Here is a 19,565-nt window from a genome sequence, read left to right as displayed (position 1 = left end):
TGCACGTGTGGCCCTCTATCGCACGTACCGTCCGGCGACGTTCGCCGAAGTCGTCGGCCAGGAGCATGTCACCGAGCCGTTGAGCCGAGCTCTCGACGCCGGACGCATCAACCACGCATACCTGTTCTCGGGTCCGCGAGGCTGCGGTAAGACGTCGTCGGCACGAATCCTCGCGCGCTCCCTCAACTGTGTGCAGGGCCCGACGTCCACACCGTGCGGAACCTGCTCGTCGTGCGTCTCCCTCGGTCCGGGCGGGCCGGGCAACCTCGACGTCGTCGAACTCGACGCGGCCAGTCATGGCGGCGTCGACGACACCCGCGATCTCCGCGACCGTGCCTTCTACGCGCCGGCCGAGTCGCGCTACCGGGTGTTCATCATCGACGAGGCGCACATGGTCAGCTCGGCCGGCTTCAACGCGCTCCTCAAGATCGTCGAGGAGCCGCCAGAACATCTGATCTTCATCTTCGCGACCACCGAGCCCGAAAAGGTGCTCACCACCATCAAGTCGCGGACCCACCACTACCCGTTCCGGCTGCTCGCCCCGCCGGTGATGCGCGGACTGCTCGAGAACATCTGCTCGCAAGAAGGCGTCCTCGTCGCCCCCGAGGTGTTCCCGCTGGTGATCCGGGCAGGCGGCGGATCCCCGCGTGACTCGCTGAGCATCCTCGACCAACTGCTCGCGGGCGCCGGCGACGACGGCGTCACCTACGACCGAGCGCTCAGCCTCCTCGGAGTCACCGACTCTGCGCTGATCGACGCCGCGGTCGACGCTCTCGCCGCGAACGACGGAGCCGCCCTGTTCGAAGTGGTGGAACGCGTCGTCGACGCCGGGCACGATCCGCGGCGCTTCGCCATCGACCTGCTCGACCGTTTCCGCGACCTGATCCTCCTGCAAGCCGTGCCCGACGCGGCCGAGCGCGGACTCGTCGAAGCGCCCGACGATCAACTGGCCCGGATGAAGGCGGTGGTCGAGCATCTCGGCGCAGCCACCCTGACCCGCTACGCCGAGGTCGCCCACGCGTCGCTCGGCGACATGCGGGGGACGACGTCGCCACGCCTGCTCCTCGAGGTGATGTGCTCGCGGATGCTGTTGCCCGCCGTGTCTGCGGACGACGCAGCTCTGCTCCAGCGCATCGAGATGCTGGAACGACGCCCCGCCGGTGCGGCGCCCGCGGCGGGTGCCGCAGCGCAGCCGGCGCCGGACGGCCCCGCCGCCGACGGACAGGAGCCGCGCTTCGTCCGGCCGTCGCAACGCAAGGCGGCCGACCAGGCCAAGGAGACGGTGGCTCAGGCGCAGGTCAAGTCGGAGACCGAGGTTCGGGAGCCTGGGGTCCGGGAGCCTGACGTTCGGGAGCCTGAGGTCCAGCAATCCGAGCCGATTCGAGCGTCCGAGCCCGAGCGGACAGCGGAGCCCGTCGAAAGGGCCGAGCCCACACCGGCCCCGGCGGTCCGTGCGCCAGAGCCGACCGCGCCGGAACCGCCGCAGCCGGAACGTCGACCCGAGCCGGAGCCGGAGCCCCAGCAGCAAGAGGCCCGGCAGCCCACCGCTCCCGAACCTCGTCGCGAGCCGTCGCGGCCAGAAGCCCCCCGAAGGCCGGCGGCGATGTCCGATCCGTATGACGACATTCCGCTGCCGCCGGAGCCGCCGTCGGACATCCCGCCCGAGCCGTACGAGGCGCCGCGTCGTGCCCCCGAACCGGCCGTCGAACCCGAAGCGCAGCAGGCACCGGTCGCCGAGGGTTTGACCGTGCCCGCAGTGTCGGCGAGGTGGCCCGACATTCGAGCCGCCGTCCGTCTGCAGAGCACGGTGCTCGAAGCCATGCTGTCGTCGGCAGCAGTCCACGACGTGGTCGGAACCGAGATCGTGCTCGGGCATCCGCACACCGCGCTCGTCGGCCGACTGTCCGACGAACGTGGCCTGCGCGCATTGACGAACGCAGTCGTCGACGTCTTCGGTCCCGGCCACAGCGTCCGCGTCGTCCAAGCGTCACCGGACACGCCGCCGCCGTCGAAGGCCGGGACTGCTCCCGCCGAGCAGGCCAAGCCGCGTCAGACGTTCACCAGACCGAGCCGTCCGCGTGAGGAGCAGGCTCCGGAACCGGAGCCTGAGCCGGAACCCGAACCCGAGCCGCTCACCGCTGACGAGGACCTGACCGACTCCGAGCGCGACGAGATGGTCGCGCAGGCCCAGAGCACGGCTGCGGACCCTCGGCTCGACCCCCACCAGGTGGCCGTCGACCTGATGACATCCGAGTTGGGCGCCCGACCGCTGGAGTGATCTCGACTCCGGTTCTCCTGAGCGGAGCCGAAGGGTTCGATCAGCAGTGGCCGAGCTCGATCAGCGAGAGCGAACGACTACGGCTTCCACCAGGGACGCAAGGGGAGCAGGTCCGTCTGATCGGCGGGCAGCTTCGTCGCGAGAGCATGGTGCAGTTGGACGATGTTTCGCTCGAAGCCGATCCGGCAGCCTGCCATGTAGAGGCCCCATAGACGTGCGGTGCCTTCGCCGACCTCGGCGACCGCCTCGTCCCAGTTCGTGACGAGATTCTTGTTCCAGTCGCGCAGGGTCATCGCGTAATGGGTGCGGAAGTTCTCTTCGTGCAGCACTTCCAGGCCGGGCACGTTCTGCATCTTGGCGATGATCGTGCCGCTGCCGGTGAGTTCGCCGTCCGGGAACACGTAGCGGTCGATGAACGGGCCTGCCTTGCTGCGAGCGCTGTTGTCGGGACGCGTGATCGAGTGATTGAGGATCATGCCGCCCTCACGCAGCTTGTCACGCATGAACGTGAAGTACTTCGGGTAGTTGGCGACGCCGATGTGCTCGGTGAGCCCGATCGACGAGATCGCGTCGAACCCCGTCTCGGTGACGTCACGGTAGTCGCTGTGGCGCACCTCGCCGAACTCGGTGAGCCCTTGATCGACGATCGCCTGCTGCGCCCACTCGGCCTGCTCTTTGGACAGGGTGACACCGAGTGCGTGGACACCCTTGCGCGCCGCGTAACGGACCATGCCGCCCCAGCCGCATCCGATGTCGAGGAGTCGGTCGCCCGGCTTCAATCGCAGCTTGTCGAAGATCAGCCGGTACTTGTTGTCCTGCGCCTCCTCGAGGTCGGTGTCCGCATTCGGGTAGACGGCGCACGTGTACGTCATCGAGTCACCGAGGACCAACTCGTAGAACCGGTTCGAGACGTCGTAGTGATAACTGATGACCTCGGCGTCGCGATCCTTGCTGTGCCGGAATCCCTCGGCGTACCGGCGCCACTTCGGGAGCGACTCCTGCGGTGGCGGCGCAATCGGCTTGAAGTGCTCGACGCCGAGGTCGCGGACGAGCTGAGCCATCTCCAACGGGCTCGGCTTGGTGAACTTGAGGTCGCTGGCCAACGCCTGCAGGGTGTCGTACGGGTCGCCGGGATGGTTGCCGGTCAACTCGAGGTCACCCGCGACATATGCGCGAGCGAGTCCGAGGTCGCCGGGCGCCGTCACCAGGTAAGTGGTCCCGCGCGGCGTCTTCAGATTGAGTCCGTACTCGGCGTCCTCGGGTCCGGCGGCGCTGCCGTCGTACGCCGTGATCCGGATGTTGAGCTCCTGGCCGACCAGTTTCTCGAAGATGTTCGCTAACTTCACTTCTGCTTCACCGTTTTCTCATACAAGCCGAGGAGCCGCGCCTTCGGGTCGTACTGCGACTTCAGTTCGCGGTACGCGGCCCCGCCGTACATTTCATAGAATTCGTCCTCGGGATAGAACGACTCCGAGTACAGGGACTTGTGTCCGCCGAGCTCGTCGACCTTCTTCTCGATCCGCCGATTGGTGTACCCGGGGCTGCCGGGGGTGACGGGCACGGCGGACCAGAACCCGAAATTGACGTAGGTGCGGCCGCGCTCCAACGGATACAGCGGCCAGGGCTGCGCGTCGGCGGAGCCCGCAGAGGGCTCGGCCAGGCGCAGCGGGCAGAGCCAGATCGGCTCGATGGGCACTTCGGCGAGGAACCATTCGGCGAAGTCGGCCGCGGCGTCGATCGGGACCTCGATGTCCTGCACGACGCGCTCGTTGGCGGGCAGCCCCTTCCGTGCGTTGATCCGGTCGCCGATGTTCCAGCGGTGGTCGTAGCCGATCAGCTTCCAGTAGAAGCTGCTGCGCAGATACTTCTTCGGCCAGAAACGACGAACCTTCGGGTTCTGCGCGCCGAATGCACGCGAACACCAGAACCAATCGGTATCCCACCGCCACAGGTAGTCGCGGATCGTCAGACGGTCTCGCTTCGGGGTCTCGGTGTCATCGTGCTGAATCGACCGGTAGTAGATCTCGCCGTGGGTGTAGTCGTTGACGGGGCCGCGCTCGTCGGTCTGTCGGCCCAGGACCAGGTAGCTCTCGTCGCCGCTGAAGACGACGCCGTCCAGGTAGTCGACGGGCTCGCCCTGATATTCGCGGTCGGCGATGATCGCGGTCATGGTGTCCTGCAGGGTGCGCAGATCGGTGAACCGGACGTGGCGCAGTTCGACGAACGGTTTGACCTCTTCCAGAGTGATCGCGAGACGCACCGAATAGCCGAGGGTTCCGTACGAGTTGGGGAAGCCGGAGTACAGGTCGCGGTACTCGTTGTCCGGCCGTGCGACGACGAGTTCGCCCGCGCCGGTCAGGACTTCGATCTCCTGAACGGCTTCGTGGGGGAGCCCGTTCCGGAAGGACGTGCTCTCGATACCCATCCCGGTGACTGCTCCGCCGAGCGTGATCGTCTTGAGTTGGGGGACGACTGTCGGGGCGAGCCCGTAGCGCAGCGTGGCGTCGACGAGCCTCTCGTAGGTGCACATCCCCGCGACCTGCGCAGTCTTGGTGGCGGGGTCGACGGAGATCACTTTGCCCAGGCCTGAAACGTCGAGGCCGGGCACGTCGACGTCGGCACGCTTGCGGAAGAGGTTCGAGGTCTTCTTCGCCAGACGGACGGTCGATCCCTCCGGGATCGCGGCGTAACTGGCGACGAGCCGCTGCACTCCATCGGTGAACTCAGAGCCTTGATACTCCAGACGATTGACAGCCACAGAACCAGGCTAGACCCAACCCCAGTACCGTGGTTCACGCACGGGTTCCTGCCTCAGGCCGCCGGAACCCACCCAGGCATGAAGTCCATGAAGAGGAGTCACCCACCGTGGGACAGGTCACCGCTACCACCACCGCTCAGATCGCCGCGCCCGCGCAGACGGTCTTCGCCGCGCTCGCCGATTACGCGCAGGTTCGTCCGACGATCCTGCCGTCCAACTACCGCGACTACCGCGTCGACGAAGGCGGCCAGGGCGCGGGCACCGTCGTCCACTGGGTCCTGCAGGCCACCGAGAAGCGCTCGCGCGACGTCCTCGCCGACATCACCGTCGCCGGTGACCGCATCACCGAGACCGACCGCAACTCGACGATGGTGACCACCTACACGGTGACGTCGGTCGGCGACGCCGCACAGGTCGAGACCACCACCAGCTGGAAGGGTGCGGGCGGCATCGGCGGCTTCTTCGAGAAGACGTTCGCGCCCAAGGGCCTCAACCGGATTCAGACCGAACTGCTCGACAACCTGAAGTCTCGTCTCGAGAAGTGATCTGAGCAGGAGAGGACGCAGACGCGTCAAACCACTGGCCACCCGGGACGGCGTCGACGCCACCCGGGTGGTTCTTCGTGTGAGCGACGAGGACTTGAGCGTCGCGCAGATCCTCCTGCGCGCTCCTGTCCTGGCCGGGTGGTCGATCGACGATGTACGCCGACGTGTCGAGGCGGGCGAAATCGTCGACGCCGACGGCGCCCCGATAGATCCGGACGCTCCGGTCGTGCGACCGGTCCCGGTGTACCTCTATCGGGACCTGCCCGACGAGCCTGCGGTTCCGTTCGAGATGCCGGTCCTGCACGTCGACGATCGGCTGATCGTCGTCGACAAGCCGCACTTCCTGGCGACCATGCCGAGGGGCGCGCACGTGACACAGACGGCTCTGGTGCGTCTGCGTCGATCCTTCGGCGACGACGTCGCGCCCGTCCACCGGTTGGACCGACTGACTGCGGGCGTCCTTCTGTTCACGCGGCGTCCGGATGCGCGTGCGGCGTACCAGGATCTGTTCGCGCAGCGCCGCGTCACGAAGGAGTATCGGGCACTGGCCCTCGCCGATCCGGCGCTCACGGCGGGAACTCGCGTGCAGAACCGGATCGAGAAGGACTCCGGCGATCTGCGTGCCCGCGTCGTCGACGGTGAGGTGAACGCGATCAGCGACATCGAACTCGAGTCCGTCCGCGACGACGGGCTCGGGCTCTACCGACTCGCGCCGTCGACCGGCCGGACGCACCAACTGCGCCTGCACATGGCAGGCCTCGGCGTCCCCATCGTCGACGACCCGCTGTACCCGGAGGTCGATCGCGAGCGCGTCGCCGCAACCGTCGACGATTTCACTCGGCCGCTCCGTCTTCTCGCATACAGCGTGGCGTTCGACGATCCGTTCACCGGGGAACGACGACGCTTCACAAGCGCTCTGACGCTCTGACGCCTGCCGTAGCCTGCAGGCATGGCGATCTTCGGTTCGTACGAGCGGCACCCCGACCTCGGATGCGAGGCCGTCGTGTTCTTGGACGAGGAGTCCGACGCGTGCGTCCAGTTGCAGCGGGACCTGCCGGGCGGTCCGCGCGCCGACGAATACTGCCTGACGACGGGGGCCAGCGCGCCCGTGTACGGCGCAGTGACTCAGTGGCGGCGTGTCGGCGACCGGTTCGAGTTCGCCCTGATCCCCAGGGCTGCACGACTGTTCGGCGACGAGGTGATCTCGTTCGCCGTCGTCACCGACGGCGACGCGACCGTCGACGAACTCGCCGAACACGTCGAGCGACTGCTTCGTTAGCGGGACCGACTACCCTGGACCATGTGACTGACGCATTCGATCCCAGCGCACTGCTCGGCGGTGGCGACGGCGACAACCCGATGTCTGGACTCCTCGCGCAGGTGCAGGAGATGCAGACCAAGGTGCTCGCGGCGCAAGACGAGATCGCGAACACCGAGGTGACCGGTCAGGCAGGCAACGGCCTGGTGAAGGTGACCGGTAACGGTGTCGGTGAGGTGACCGCCATCGAGATCTCGCGCGACGTCGTCGACCCCGACGACATCGACACCCTGCAAGATCTGGTCGTCGGCGCCCTCGCCGACCTCGCGCACAACCGCGACACCCTCACACAGGACACGATGGGTCCGCTCACCGGCGGAATGCCCGGACTCGGCTGACTGGACATGTACGAAGGGCCGATCCAAGACCTCATCGACCAGCTCGCGAAACTCCCCGGGCTGGGGCCGAAGGGTGCTCAGCGGATCGCATTCCACCTGCTGGCAGGTGAGAAGACCGAGATCGACCGTCTGACGGCCGCTCTCGTCAAAGTGCGCGACGACGTCACCTTCTGCGATGAGTGCGGCAACATCGCCGCCGATCGACTGTGCCGCATCTGCGGCGACTCGCGTCGCGACGGGACCAAGATCTGCGTCGTCGAAGAGCCCAAGGACATCTACGCGATCGAGCGGACCCGCGAGTTCGACGGTCGGTACCACGTCCTCGGCGGAGCGCTGGACCCGTTGTCGGGCGTCGGCCCCGACCAGTTGCGGATCCGGGAGCTCCTCAAGCGTCTCGCCGAGCAGTCCGACGGTTCCGTGGTCAGCGAGATCATCGTCGCAACCGATCCGAACACCGAAGGCGAAGCGACCGCCACCTACCTGCTCCGCATGCTCAGAGACTTCCCGGGCCTGTCGGTGACGCGTCTGGCCTCCGGCCTGCCGATGGGCGGCGACCTCGAGTTCGCCGACGAACTGACGCTCGGGCGTGCGCTCTCCGGCCGACGCGTCCTGGCCTGACGCGTGCCGCACGACTGGGCGGCCCGGTGGGCTCGGCTCGCCGACGAGGTCGCGGTACGCGACGGACTGACCGCGGGACTCATTGCCATCGACGGCCGCTCCGGTTCGGGCAAGAGCACGTTCGCCACGGAACTCGTCCGCGCGCTCGCCGGCCGTGGACGCAGGTCCGTCCTGATCAGCACCGACGAGTTCGCGACGTGGGACGACCCGGCGTCGTGGTGGCCGGAGCTGGAGCGGGACGTCATCGGAGCGTTCGAGAAGCGACACGACTACGTCTTCCGGCCGCGGGTGTGGACCGACGGCGTCCCCGAGATCGGTCCGTCGGTGTGGATCAGGTGGCAACCGATTCTCATCGTCGAGGGGGTGACCGCTGCGCGGCGCACCGTCGCCGACCGACTGACGGCTGCCTATTGGATCGACGGACCGGAGCCGCAGGAACGGTTGGAGCGCACCGTCTCCCGCGACGGAGAGGCTGCCCGCGCGCAGTTGGCCGCGTGGCAGCAGTTCGAGGACGGTTGGTACGCCGTCGACGGCGCCTGCGATCGGTGTCGAGTCCTCGGCATCGATTAGCGCTGCGTGCGCCGGTGCTCACGCCGTGCGGTATAAGTAGTCCGAACGAACTCGCCTGCCCACGAGGAGTGATTCCCGTCTTCCGCTCAATTCGATGCGCATCGGCTGTCGTCGGCGCCGTCGCCGTCACAGCAGGACTCCTCTCCGCGGCGCTTCCAGCCGTCGCAGACGCAGCACCCCAGGCGCTGGCATGGGGGTCGTGCGACCCGATACACGGCGCGTCCGCGGACACCCAGTGCGCGACGCTCCGCGTCCCGCGCGACTACTCGAAGCCGAACGGTCCGACGATCTCGGTCACTGTCAGCAAGCTCCCGGCGACCGGCGCCAAACGAGGCGTCCTCGTCGGCAACCCCGGCGGCCCCGGCGGCGACGGGATCGGCATGTTCACCGCGAGCGCGCCCTCCGCGCAGATGCGCCAGGAATGGGACCTCGTCGCCGTCCAGCCACGCGGGCTGATCGGATCGACACCGGTGAACTGCGACAAGGTCGACGCGTCGACCGCGTCCGGCGGAGCCGGAGCGCTGAACCGCGAGCGCTGCGAGAAGAACACGCCGGGATACACCAAGACGCTGACCACTGAGACCAACGCCCGCGACATCGAGCAGGTGCGACGAGCACTCGGCGTCGAGAAGGTCAGCCTGTACGGGATCTCGTACGGGACCTGGCTGATGTCGACGTACGCGACGCTGTTCCCGTCGCACACCGACCGGCTCGTCCTCGACTCGGCGATGGACCCGAAACGCGCGTGGGGCGAACTGCTGCAGGATCAGACGGCGGGCTACAAGGCCCGCGCGCACGCCATGATGGCGTGGATCGCCGACCACGACGACGTGTACCACCTCGGGAAGACGCCGCTGGCCGTCTACCAACGGTGGAGCGTCCAGGTGGAGCGTGAAGCGGGCGTCCCGCCGTCGTTCGGCGCTCCGCCCGCGCGCGTCGGCGACGTTCCCGCCGGTCTGAAAGCGGTTGCACAGCAATACATCGACGGAGTGAACCTCACTGCAGACGCGCGAGCGCGCATCGAGAACCTGGTCGCGACCCTGTCGACCGGCAAGGTGCAGGCGACGTCGCCGCTCCTCGGGATGACCCGTCAGGTGGCGCCGAGCCGCAACTACTGGCCGATGGTCGCCCTGCGAATGACCGGAAAGAGCACGTCGGAGAAACCATCTGCGGACATGGTCAGGCTCGTCACCAACTCGCAGGACATGCAGTCGCTCATGCTGTGCAATGAGGACTGGTCGGCGAAGGACCCGTTCCTGACCCCGGCCGCGATGCTGCAGAGCCTCGTCACCGGCGACGTCTTCGAGACTGCGGGCCTGACCTACAAGTCGGGGATCGGCTGCGCTGGCTCCACCCCCGTCACCTCACTGATCCCGTTGCGGAACAAGCTCGCGGTTCGACCGTTGCAGATCCAGAGCGTCGGCGACCCGCAGACCCCGTACGGTGCGTCGATGGCCACCCGGAAAGCGATGGGCGCGCATCTCATCACAGTCGGCGGCGGCGACCACGGTCAGCTCGGACGATCGAACAAGCCGCTCGACGCCGCGATCGCGGAGTACCTGCGCACCGGCCGGACAGCGGTGACCAAGGTGCCGCAGGCCCCGATCACCGCTTCGTTGACCCAGTTGCCGTAGCTGGTCGAGCGGAGTCTGTTGAGACAGCGTCGCTGGTCGAGCGGAGTCGAGACCCCCTACCGACCGACAGCCAACCGTTCCCGGCGCAGCCGGTCCACCTGCGGGAGATCGAGCGGCGTGAGGTCCGCGCCGGTAGCCCTCGACAGCAGGTAGTCGGCGAACTCCGGGTTCCGGGCGAGGAGAGGACCGTGCATGTACGTGCCGATCACACTGCCCTGGACGACACCTTCCACTGCTTCGGCTCCGCCGTTGCCGACACCGTGACGCACCCGGCCCAGTGGCTTGGCCGCGGCACCGAGAATCGTTGCACCGCGGTGGTTCTCGAAGCCGGACAACAGCTGCGTCAGCCCGTCCAGCGTCGGGTCGGTGATGAGTTCGCCGATCGCCCGGGTCTCCCGCGGCGTCGTCGTCACATCGAACATGCTGATGCCCGAGACGCGTTCGCCCCCGGACGTCTCGTACCAGTGGCCGAGCACCTGGATCGCCGCGCAGATCGCGAGAATCGGAGTCCCCTTCTCGGCGGCGCGCTGCAGACCCGGATGTTCGGTCAGATGCCGCGTGGCGAGCCGTTGAGCCGCGTCTTCGGCGCCGCCGAGCGTGTACACGTCGAGCGAGTCGGGGACGTCGCCGTCCAACGTCAACTCGACGATCTCGGCGTCCATCCCGCGCATGCGTGCTCGCTGGCGCAGGACGAGCGCATTGCCGCCGTCACCGTACGTGCCCATCACGTCCGGCAACACCAGCCCGATCCGCAGCGTCGACTCGCTCATCGATCAACCTCCCCGCTCGCTTCGCTCCCGGCGCCTGGCCGGACGGGCCCGCTCGCTTCGCTCCCGGCGCCCGCACGATCCAACGCGATCGCCAGATCACGGAACGCCGTGTAATTCGCGAGGACTTCCACCCGCCCCGGAGGACACGAACGGATCGCGGCCAACGGATCGTCGACCACCGTGTGCTCGGCGCCCGCATACAGCAGCCGGACCGACAGGTCGGCCGCGCGCTCACCGGCCGCGATCACCGTCGCGTTCTCGAACGCTTCGAACCGCACATCCCACAGCCAGGAGAGGTCCTCGCCGTCCGGAACCTGTCCGTTCAATGCGATGACCAGGCCGTCGGCGTCGTCGTCGACCATCGACAGCGCCTCTTGCCACCCTGCCGGGTTCTTCGCCAGCAGAGTGCGGATCCGATGATCGCCGAGGCGTTGGACGCCGTACCGGCCGGCGATCTCGCCGACCGTCCCGACCGCCGACGCCGCAGCCGAAGGATCGACTCCCATCGCCACGGCCGCCGCGATCGCCTGCGTCGCGTTGCCGCGGTTCGCGCGGCCCGGGACCTTCAATGTCATCGGCGCCTGGAAACCGTTCGGGCCGTGCACGTTGTCGTCGTCGAACCACCACTGCGGGCTCGGGCGACGGAACGTCTCGTCTCCACTGGAGAACCAGTCGTCGCCGCGCCGGACGATCGGCTCGCCCGACCGCGGACAACCGACCGAGTCGCCGACCCAGCCTGCGCCCGCCGCAACCCAGACGACATTGCGGGAGTCGAACGCGGCCGACGTGACGAGCACGTCGTCGCAGTTGGCGACGATCACCGCATCCGGGTGTGCGGCGACCGCGGCGCGGAGACGGCGTTCGATCACATTGATCTCGCCGACGCGGTCGAGTTGGTCGCGCGAGAGGTTCAACAGAGTGATGACCTTGGGCGACGTGTTGTCCGCGACCTGCGGCACATGCAGTTCGTCCACTTCGAGCGCACACAACTGGGCGTCCTGGTGGAGGCTGAGGGTCGCGATGATGCCCGCGTCCATGTTGGCGCCGTCGTCCTGGGTGGCGACGTCGCCGAGCGTTGCGAGCGCAGCAGCGGTCATCCGCGTGGTGGTCGACTTGCCGTTGGTGCCCGTCACCAGGGCGGTCTTCTTGCCCGCGGCGAGACGACGCATGATCTGAGGGTCGATCTTCTCGGCGACGAGCCCGCCGATCATCGATCCCTTGCCGCGGCCGGCGGTGCGCGACGCCCACCGGGCGGAGGCTGCGGCGGCGAGCGCGGCGCGGGTGCGAAGCGGTAGACGCGAGGCTGCTGGCATCCCACGAGTTTCCCACACTGTGCGGGGCGTGCACGGAGCGCACCGCGCCAGCGTTTCTCCCGACACGACGGGGTCCGCGGATCTACGCTGACTCGACGACAATCATCGACGAATCGGGGCACGGGCATGGCGGACGGCGGGGCGACCCCAGAGATCGAATCGATCCACGGGGACGGCGAAGGGTCCGCGAAGGGAGTCGTCCGGATCGCATCCGTCGCAGCTCTCGGCGGGCTGCTCTTCGGATACGACAGCGCGGTGATAAACGGCGCCAACTCGTCGATCAAGGAGCACTTCGACGTCGGCGACCTCTACCTGGGTTTCGCCGTCGCATCGGCGCTGCTCGGAGCGGCCGCCGGTGCGATGCTCGCCGGGCGTATCGCCGACCGGATAGGCCGCCTGCGCGTCATGCGGATCGCCGCGGTGTTCTTCTTCGTCAGTGCATTCGGCGCAGGCCTCGGCGACATGGTGATCGACGATCTGTGGACGCTCGTCTTCTTCCGCGTGATCGGCGGCGTCGGCGTCGGCATCGCATCGGTGATCGCCCCCGCGTACATCGCCGAGACATCGCCTGCGCACCTTCGCGGGCGGCTCGGCTCACTGCAGCAGATGGCGATCGTCCTCGGTATCTTCGCGTCGCTGCTCGTCGACTGGCTCCTCGCGCACTTCGCGGGCGGGGCGAGTGAAGACCTGTGGCTCGGACTCGAGGCGTGGCGCTGGATGTTCATCGTCATGGCGATCCCGGCCGTCGTCTACGGCGTGCTCGCCAGCACCATCCCAGAGTCGCCGCGCTACTTGATCTCCCAGCACAAGATTCCGGAGGCTCGCCGCGTCCTCACACGACTGCTCGGCGAACACGATCTCGAGATCACGATCAACCGAATCCAGACGAGCGTGGCCACCGAGCGCAAGTCGTCGTGGCGAGACCTGATCCGGCCGACCGGCGGCGTCTACCCGGTCGTGTGGATCGGTCTGCTCCTGTCTGTCTTCCAGCAGGCAGTCGGCATCAACGTGATCTTCTACTACTCCAACATCTTGTGGGAGGCCGCGGGCTTCGACGAGAGCCAGTCGTTCATGATCAGCGTCATCACCTCGGTGATCAACGTTCTCGTGACGATCGTCGCGATCGCCCTCGTCGACAAGATCGGACGTAAACCACTCCTGTTGATCGGTTCGACGGGAATGTCGATCACCCTCGGCACCATGGCGGTCTGCTTCGCGACGGCCGATGTCGTCGGTGGAGATCCGATTCTCGGCGACATCGCCGGACCGGTCGCGTTGGTCGCTGCGAACCTGTTCGTCATCTTCTTCGGAATGAGTTGGGGCCCGGTCGTCTGGGTGCTGCTCGGCGAGATGTTCCCGAACCGCATTCGCGCTGCGGCGTTGAGCCTGGCAGCAGCCGGCCAGTGGGCCGCGAACTGGGCGGTCACGATCTCGTTCCCCGGGCTCAAGTCCTTCGACCTCGGCGTGGCCTACGGGATGTACACGGTCTTCGCAGTCCTGTCGTTGATGTTCGTCGCACGATTCGTCAAAGAGACGAAGGGCAAGACCCTCGAGGACATGGACGAGATGTCCGGGATCGAGTGAGTACCGTCACCGACCTTGTCATCGACTGGTGATAAGTTCTCCCGTGTGAGTCGAGCTACAACGGTCAACCTGTCCTTGCAATCCCGCGTCCAACGGTCGGCGATGAGGACGCTCGCTCGGATTCCGCTCGACGTGTTCGCGCGGAAGACGAGGGTCAACTCCGACGGCGAACGGTTGGCGCCGGAAGCTGCAGTCGTTGCCTTCGCATCGCGGCACGTTCCGGGGGCGGCGCTGATGAACGGCGACGTCAACGATTCTCGCGTCCTGCTCGACCAGACGTCCGTCGCGTTGGCGGAAGACTTCCCGCCGTTCGCGATCGAAGAAGACCTCTCGATTCCGTCGGCCGCCGGTCCGATTCCGGCGACTCGATATCGGGTCGATGAGAAGGGCGCACGCGGGCTCATCGTCTTCCTGCACGGTGGCGGATTCGTCGTGGGCAGTCGTGCGAGCCACGATTCGCTGGTTCGCGCGCTCGCGGTCGGATCGGGCGCCGACGTGCTGTCGGTCGACTACCGGATGGCTCCCGAGCACGTGTTCCCGGCCGCCGTCGACGACTGCGTCGCAGCGTTCCGGTTCGCCGTCGAGAAGGCTGCGGACTGGGGGATCGACCCGCGGAAGATCGTCGTCGCAGGCGATTCGGCCGGCGGAAACCTCAGTGCCGTCATCGCCCAGGAGGTGCGCGACGACGCCGTCCAGCCGTGTCTTCAACTGCTGATCTATCCGGCGGTCGACCTGTCGACGAAACGTCCGTCGTCCCATGAGTTCGGAACGGGTCTCTTCCTGACCTCGGCCGATATGGACTTCTTCACGCGCACCTATCTGCCGTCGCCGGAGATGCTGGACGATCCGAGGGCGTGCCCGTTGAAGGGCGACCTCACCGGGCTTCCGCCCGCCCACGTTGTCGTCGCCGGTTTCGATCCGCTTCGCGACGAAGGGCTCGAGTATGCGAGTGCACTCGAGCGGGCGGGCGTCGCCGTGACCCTCGAACGTGCGAGCGGCATGATTCATGGATTCGCCAACATGGGCCTGGTCAGTCCCATTGCCCGCGCTGTGGTCGGCCGGATGGCCGACGCTGCGGCGCGCGCGATGGACTCGGTGAGCTGACCGGAGAGAAACTCAGGCGCGAGAAGGGCCTCCGAGGGAACATTTCCCGCGGCGGGGCCTCGCGCGCCAGGTCGTCACGCCCCCCACCACACCCCGCGCGCCCCTCCGCCCCCCGGAGAAAACTGGCCCCGCGGCCCCCCTTCTCGCGCCTGAACTTCACGGCAATGACGTGTCTGCGCGGACGGCGACGACTCGCGGCATAGTCTGCGCGATCACCGCGCCGAGTGCGAGGAGACCGATCATGCCGAGCATCGCGGCTCGGTAGGCGTCGTCGAATCCGGACGATTCGGCCACCGTCGAGTAGACGGTGCCGATGACGGCGGCACCGACCGCCACCGACAAGGCTTGGACCGTATTGAACACGCCCGACGCCGCACCGGCCTGTGCCACCGGGACGTCGTTGAGGACGAGAAGTCCTGCGGCGCCGACGATCAGACCGAACCCGAGACCGGCGATGATCAGTGCGACGGTGAACCACGCCGCCGGATGCGCCGACTCGTTCGCGACGATCATCGAAGTGATGCCGGTGATCAACACGACCGCGCCGACCTGGAGGACGTGCTTGCCGAATCGTTGGGCGAGAATCGTCGCGGACAGGCCTGCCGCGATCGGTACCGCGATGGAGAACGGAATCCACATCAACCCGGTGTGCAGAACCGACCAGCCGTGCGCCAGTTGCATGTGCAGCGACTGGACGAGGAAGTAGCCGCCGGTGGGGATGAACAGCGCGGCGAATGCGAGCACGCCGTTGCGGAAGGACGCCGTCGCGAACACCGACGGCGGGACCATCGGAACGTAGCCTGTCCGCTCGGCGATCCACTGTCGGTAGGCGAAGAGGACGAGCCCGGCGACGCCGGCCGCGATGACGATGAATCCCCATGCGGGCCAGTCATTCTCCGGACCGAGCGTGATCGGGGCCATGACGGCGGCGAGGGATCCGCCGAGCAGCGCGACGGACCCGAGTGTGATGGGAGCAGGTCGGTCCGCGTGGGTCTCCGGGATGAACGCGCGAGCCGCGATCACCGCGACCACCGCGATCGGGACGTTGATGAGGAACACCGGCCGCCACGACAGTCCGAACCAGTCGCCGTCGGTGATGACTGCGCCGAGGACCGGGCCGGCGACCGCGGCTATGCCGATGATCGACGTGAAGAGCCCCATCGCGCGGCCTCGTTCGGCCGGCGGGTACAGCACCTGGATGTTGGTGAGGACCTGCGGCACCATGAGGGCGGCTGCGGCGCCCTGGACGAGTCGGAACACGACCAGCTGTTCGGGGGTCCCGGCGAGGCCGCAGGCCAGCGATGCCGCGCCGAAGGCGACGAGACCGAGCATGAAGAGTTGTCGCCGACCGAACCGGTCGCCGAGTCGTGCGCCGAGGACCAGTCCGATCGCATAGGCGAGCGGATAGCCGGCCACGATCCACTGCAATGCGGTGGCCGAGGCGCCGAGGTCGTCGGCGATGGTGTGCAGCGCGACGTTGACGACGGTCGCGTCCATGAGTTCCATGAACGACGCGGCGAGCAGGCAGACGAGTGCGATCGTCCTGGCCCGGCCGCCGATGGCAGGTGGATCGTCGGGTGGCGACTCTAGAGCGACGGTTGCGGTCATCTGTGTCTCCTGAGGTGGGTCCGGATGCTGTCACCGGTGACGCTACGAACCGATGTGGTCAGGAACCGTCCGCTACCTCGATCGAATAATCCGGTCAGTATCTGTCCGTTGTATGCGGCATGATCGGATCATGGCCGATACGACGACGAGGACGCTGAAGCTGCTGGCGCTGCTGCAGGCGCATCGACTGTGGGCGGCCGCCGACCTCGCGGCGCGGTTGGACACCACCGAGCGCACCGTCCGACGAGACGTCGAACGCCTTCGTGAACTCGGCTATCCGGTCGAGTCGGTCCGCGGAGTGGGAGGCGGATATCAGCTGTCGCCCGGCGGGTCGCTGCCGCCGCTGGTGGTCGACGAAGAAGAAGCCGTCGCGATCGTCGCGGCCCTGCGCAGCGCTGCGTCGGGGCCTGCGGCAGGACTTGCCGAGGCGTCGGTGCGGGCTCTTGCCAAGGTGACCCAGGTGCTGCCGCCGAAGCTGCGTCGTCGCGCAGATGCGTTACGGGCGATGAGTGTGACGGCCTTCGACGGCTCCGAGGCGCCCGCCGTCGAGGCAGAAGCGCTGACGACGACGGCCCTGGCCTGCCGCGATGCGACCGAACTGACCTTCCATTACGCGCCTGCCGCACGGTCGGGGAGCGCTGCCGGACGTCGTCGGGTCGAGCCGTTGCGGCTGGTGCCCGTCGGGCGTCGCTGGTACCTCCTCGCGTACGACCTCGACCGGCAGGACTGGCGGACGTTTCGGCTGGACCGGCTGCACGACGCGCGTCCGGAGAAGCGTCGGTTCAACCCGCGGCGAGTGCCGGGCGACGACCCTGCGGCGTACGTCCGCACCAGTCTCCGCGCGGGTCGCGAACAACATGCGGTGGTGGTCCTCGTGCACGCCGACGCCGATCTGGTGAGAACGCGGATCGGTCGTCACGCCGAGGTCGCCGATCACGCCGACGGCGCGCTGGTCACGATGCAGATCGACGACGCGCGCTGGATCGGCGTGGCTGTCGGCAGCCTCGACGCCGACTACGAGTTCGTCGACGTTCCGCCCGAGGTGCTCCACGAGTTGCGGGGCAGGAACGCGCGAGAGGCTCGGGCACTGTACTTGGCCGGTTCCTGAGGTCTATAGCACTAACGCTGTAGATCACTGCCAGTATGTGGCAGCAATCTACAGCGTTAACGTGTTCAGCGAAGCGCTACGGCGCCCAGGTGCGGGCGCCTTCGGCGGCTTCCTCAGCAGGAGCCTCGACGCGGTTGGCGCGGTTCACGGCAGAGACGACGGCGCGGAGGCTCGCGTTGGTGATCGACGGTGCGATGCCGACGCCCCACACGGTCTCGCCGTTGATCTCGGTCTCGATGTACGACGCGGCGCTCGCGTCGTCGCCCGCGGTCATCGAGTGCTCGTGGTAGTCCAGGACGCGGATGTCGTAACCGACGGTGCTGAGCGCGGACACGAACGCAGCCAATGGGCCGTTGCCGGTGCCGCTGATCTCCTTCTCGACGCCGTCGACCTTCACGACTGCCTCGATGCGATCCTCACCAGCGTCGCCCTCGGCGGTGTGGAGGTTCTTGCGGACGCCCTCCAGCGGGGTCACCGGCTCCAGGTACTCCTGCGAGAAGACGTCCCACATGGCCTTCGGGTTCACCTCGCCGCCCTCGCCGTCGGTGATCTTCTGGATCTCGCGGCTGAACTCGATCTGCAGGCGACGCGGCAGGTCCAGGCCGTGGTCGGCCTTCATGATGTAGGTGACGCCGCCCTTGCCGGACTGGCTGTTCACGCGGATGACGGCCTCGTAGCTGCGACCGACGTCCTTCGGGTCGATCGGCAGGTACGGAACCTGCCACAACAGGTCTTCGACGTCCTGATCGGCGGCGTCGGCGTCGACCTTCATCTGGTCCAGGCCCTTGTTGATGGCGTCCTGGTGGCTGCCGGAGAAAGCGGTGTAGACCAGGTCGCCGCCGTACGGGTGACGCTCGGGGACGTTCAACTGGTTGCAGTACTCGACGGTGCGGCGGATCTCGTCGATGTCGGAGAAATTGATCTGCGGGTCGACGCCACGGCTGAACATGTTCATGCCCAACGTCACCAGGCACACGTTGCCGGTGCGCTCGCCGTTGCCGAACAGGCAGCCCTCGATACGGTCGGCGCCGGCCATGTAGCCGAGTTCGGCGGCTGCGACGCCTTCGCCGCGATCGTTGTGCGGGTGCAGGCTCAAGATGATCGAGTCGCGGCGGGCCAGGTTGCGGTGCATCCACTCGATCGAGTCGGCGTACACGTTCGGCGTCGCCATCTCCACCGTCGCGGGCAGGTTGATGATCATCGGCCGCTCGGGGGTCGGTGCGATGATCTCGGTGACCGCGTCGCAGACCTCCTTCGCGTAGCTCAGCTCGGTGCCGGTGTAGCTCTCCGGCGAGTACTCGTAGCGCCAGTTGGTGTCCGGGTACCGCTGCTCCTGAGCCAGGCACGACTTGGCGGCGTCGGTGGCGATCTTGGTGATGGCGTCCTTGTCGGCGCGGAACACCACACGACGCTGCAGCACCGACGTCGAGTTGTAGAAGTGGACAATCACATTGGTCGCCCCGGCGCAGGCCTCGTAGGTGCGCTTGATCAGTTCGGGACGGGACTGCGTCAGGACCTGAATGGTGACGTCGGCGGGGATCGCGCCGTCTTCGATGATCTCGCGGACGAAGTCGAAGTCGGTCTGGCTGGCCGACGGGAAGCCGACCTCGATCTCCTTGTAGCCCATGCGTACGAGCAGATCGAACATCCGCCGCTTGCGGGCCGGGCTCATCGGATCGATCAACGCCTGGTTGCCGTCGCGCAGGTCCACTGCGCACCACGCGGGAGCGCGATCGATCACCTTGTCCGGCCAGGTGCGGTCGGGCAGTGCGACGTTCTCGACCTCGTCGGCGAAGCTGCGGTAGCGGTGGGCGGGCATTGCCGAATTGCGCTGGGGGTTCCAGGTCGGCTGGCCGTCGGGAATGGGGCCGGACGGCGTGATGATGCGGCTCGGTCCGGAAGTGAAAGCGTCAGCTGGTGCCATGATGGTCAATCTCCTGATCAGAACAGATGATGGGGTTGACCGGCGCGTAAAGAGGCCCCGCGACGGAGGGCCGGTCGATCAGACCCCGCCGCGGC

17 protein-coding genes are annotated in these 19,565 nt (G+C 67.4%); 11 read left to right on the top strand and 6 right to left on the bottom strand.

Annotated elements, in window-relative coordinates:
* Positions 1-7 precede the first annotated feature (7 nt).
* Positions 8-2,278: a DNA polymerase III subunit gamma and tau gene (locus L5G32_RS02835; protein WP_237009482.1), complete on the top strand. Its 2,271-nt coding sequence runs from the start codon at positions 8-10 to the stop codon at positions 2,276-2,278.
* A 77-nt stretch (positions 2,279-2,355) separates the two neighbouring features.
* Here the strand turns inward: L5G32_RS02835 and L5G32_RS02830 are convergent, their stop codons facing one another.
* A complete protein-coding gene (locus tag L5G32_RS02830) occupies positions 2,356-3,624 on the bottom strand; it encodes a class I SAM-dependent methyltransferase (protein WP_237009481.1) in 1,269 nt (422 codons plus the stop codon).
* On the bottom strand, positions 3,621-5,036 hold the full coding sequence (locus L5G32_RS02825) for an FAD-binding oxidoreductase (RefSeq protein ID WP_237009480.1): 1,416 nt from the start codon (positions 5,034-5,036) through the stop codon (positions 3,621-3,623). Before L5G32_RS02825 ends, L5G32_RS02830 begins: the two co-directional genes overlap by 4 nt.
* A gap of 107 nt (positions 5,037-5,143) precedes the next feature.
* Between L5G32_RS02825 and L5G32_RS02820 the strand changes: the two genes are divergently transcribed.
* The 7 genes from L5G32_RS02820 (at position 5,144) to L5G32_RS02790 (ending at position 10,059) form a co-directional block, all read left to right on the top strand.
* Complete coding sequence (locus L5G32_RS02820) at positions 5,144-5,581, top strand: SRPBCC family protein (protein WP_237009479.1); 438 nt, start codon at positions 5,144-5,146, stop codon at positions 5,579-5,581.
* A gap of 67 nt (positions 5,582-5,648) precedes the next feature.
* Positions 5,649-6,509, top strand: a complete 861-nt coding sequence (locus tag L5G32_RS02815) for a pseudouridine synthase (protein ID WP_237009478.1) — start codon at positions 5,649-5,651, stop codon at positions 6,507-6,509.
* 21 nt (positions 6,510-6,530) lie between these two features.
* The gene (locus L5G32_RS02810) at positions 6,531-6,860 is read left to right on the top strand and encodes a hypothetical protein (protein WP_237009477.1); all 330 of its coding nucleotides are present in this window, start codon (positions 6,531-6,533) and stop codon (positions 6,858-6,860) included.
* A 23-nt stretch (positions 6,861-6,883) separates the two neighbouring features.
* The gene (locus tag L5G32_RS02805) at positions 6,884-7,237 is read left to right on the top strand and encodes a YbaB/EbfC family nucleoid-associated protein (protein ID WP_237009476.1); all 354 of its coding nucleotides are present in this window, start codon (positions 6,884-6,886) and stop codon (positions 7,235-7,237) included.
* 6 nt (positions 7,238-7,243) lie between these two features.
* Positions 7,244-7,855: a recombination mediator RecR gene (gene recR / locus L5G32_RS02800; RefSeq protein ID WP_237009475.1), complete on the top strand. Its 612-nt coding sequence runs from the start codon at positions 7,244-7,246 to the stop codon at positions 7,853-7,855.
* A 3-nt stretch (positions 7,856-7,858) separates the two neighbouring features.
* Positions 7,859-8,425 carry a uridine kinase family protein gene (locus L5G32_RS02795; protein WP_237009474.1) on the top strand — a complete coding sequence of 189 codons (567 nt, stop codon included), beginning with the start codon at positions 7,859-7,861 and terminating at the stop codon, positions 8,423-8,425.
* Between the two features lie 68 nt (positions 8,426-8,493).
* Positions 8,494-10,059 (top strand): alpha/beta fold hydrolase, encoded by a 1,566-nt coding sequence (locus L5G32_RS02790; protein WP_237009473.1) that lies wholly within the window; start codon positions 8,494-8,496, stop codon positions 10,057-10,059.
* A 56-nt stretch (positions 10,060-10,115) separates the two neighbouring features.
* Here L5G32_RS02790 and L5G32_RS02785 read toward each other — a convergent pair whose 3' ends face one another.
* Positions 10,116-10,829 (bottom strand): type 1 glutamine amidotransferase, encoded by a 714-nt coding sequence (locus L5G32_RS02785; RefSeq protein WP_237009472.1) that lies wholly within the window; start codon positions 10,827-10,829, stop codon positions 10,116-10,118.
* Positions 10,826-12,142 (bottom strand): Mur ligase family protein, encoded by a 1,317-nt coding sequence (locus L5G32_RS02780; RefSeq protein ID WP_237009471.1) that lies wholly within the window; start codon positions 12,140-12,142, stop codon positions 10,826-10,828. The genes L5G32_RS02785 and L5G32_RS02780 overlap by 4 nt, the downstream gene beginning before the upstream one ends.
* Before the next feature lie 126 nt (positions 12,143-12,268).
* Between L5G32_RS02780 and L5G32_RS02775 the strand changes: the two genes are divergently transcribed.
* Together L5G32_RS02775 and L5G32_RS02770 are read left to right on the top strand one after the other, a co-directional pair.
* A complete protein-coding gene (locus L5G32_RS02775; RefSeq protein WP_237009470.1) occupies positions 12,269-13,726 on the top strand; it encodes a sugar porter family MFS transporter in 1,458 nt (485 codons plus the stop codon).
* 45 nt (positions 13,727-13,771) lie between these two features.
* Positions 13,772-14,830 (top strand): alpha/beta hydrolase, encoded by a 1,059-nt coding sequence (locus L5G32_RS02770; protein ID WP_372491621.1) that lies wholly within the window; start codon positions 13,772-13,774, stop codon positions 14,828-14,830.
* 156 nt (positions 14,831-14,986) lie between these two features.
* Here L5G32_RS02770 and L5G32_RS02765 read toward each other — a convergent pair whose 3' ends face one another.
* A complete protein-coding gene (locus L5G32_RS02765; protein WP_237009468.1) occupies positions 14,987-16,438 on the bottom strand; it encodes an MFS transporter in 1,452 nt (483 codons plus the stop codon).
* Between the two features lie 130 nt (positions 16,439-16,568).
* Here L5G32_RS02765 and L5G32_RS02760 point away from each other — a divergent pair, with 130 nt between their 5' ends.
* Positions 16,569-17,546, top strand: coding sequence for a helix-turn-helix transcriptional regulator (locus tag L5G32_RS02760; RefSeq protein ID WP_237009467.1), 978 nt, complete (start codon positions 16,569-16,571; stop codon positions 17,544-17,546).
* Between the two features lie 76 nt (positions 17,547-17,622).
* Here the strand turns inward: L5G32_RS02760 and leuA are convergent, their stop codons facing one another.
* Complete coding sequence (gene leuA, locus L5G32_RS02755) at positions 17,623-19,470, bottom strand: 2-isopropylmalate synthase (RefSeq protein WP_237009466.1); 1,848 nt, start codon at positions 19,468-19,470, stop codon at positions 17,623-17,625.
* Positions 19,471-19,565: the final 95 nt, after the last annotated feature.

Origin of the sequence: Gordonia zhenghanii (assembly GCF_021738965.1) — a bacterium.
Taxonomy (GTDB): domain Bacteria; phylum Actinomycetota; class Actinomycetes; order Mycobacteriales; family Mycobacteriaceae; genus Gordonia; species Gordonia zhenghanii.
This window is presented reverse-complemented; position numbering and strand designations above follow the sequence as displayed.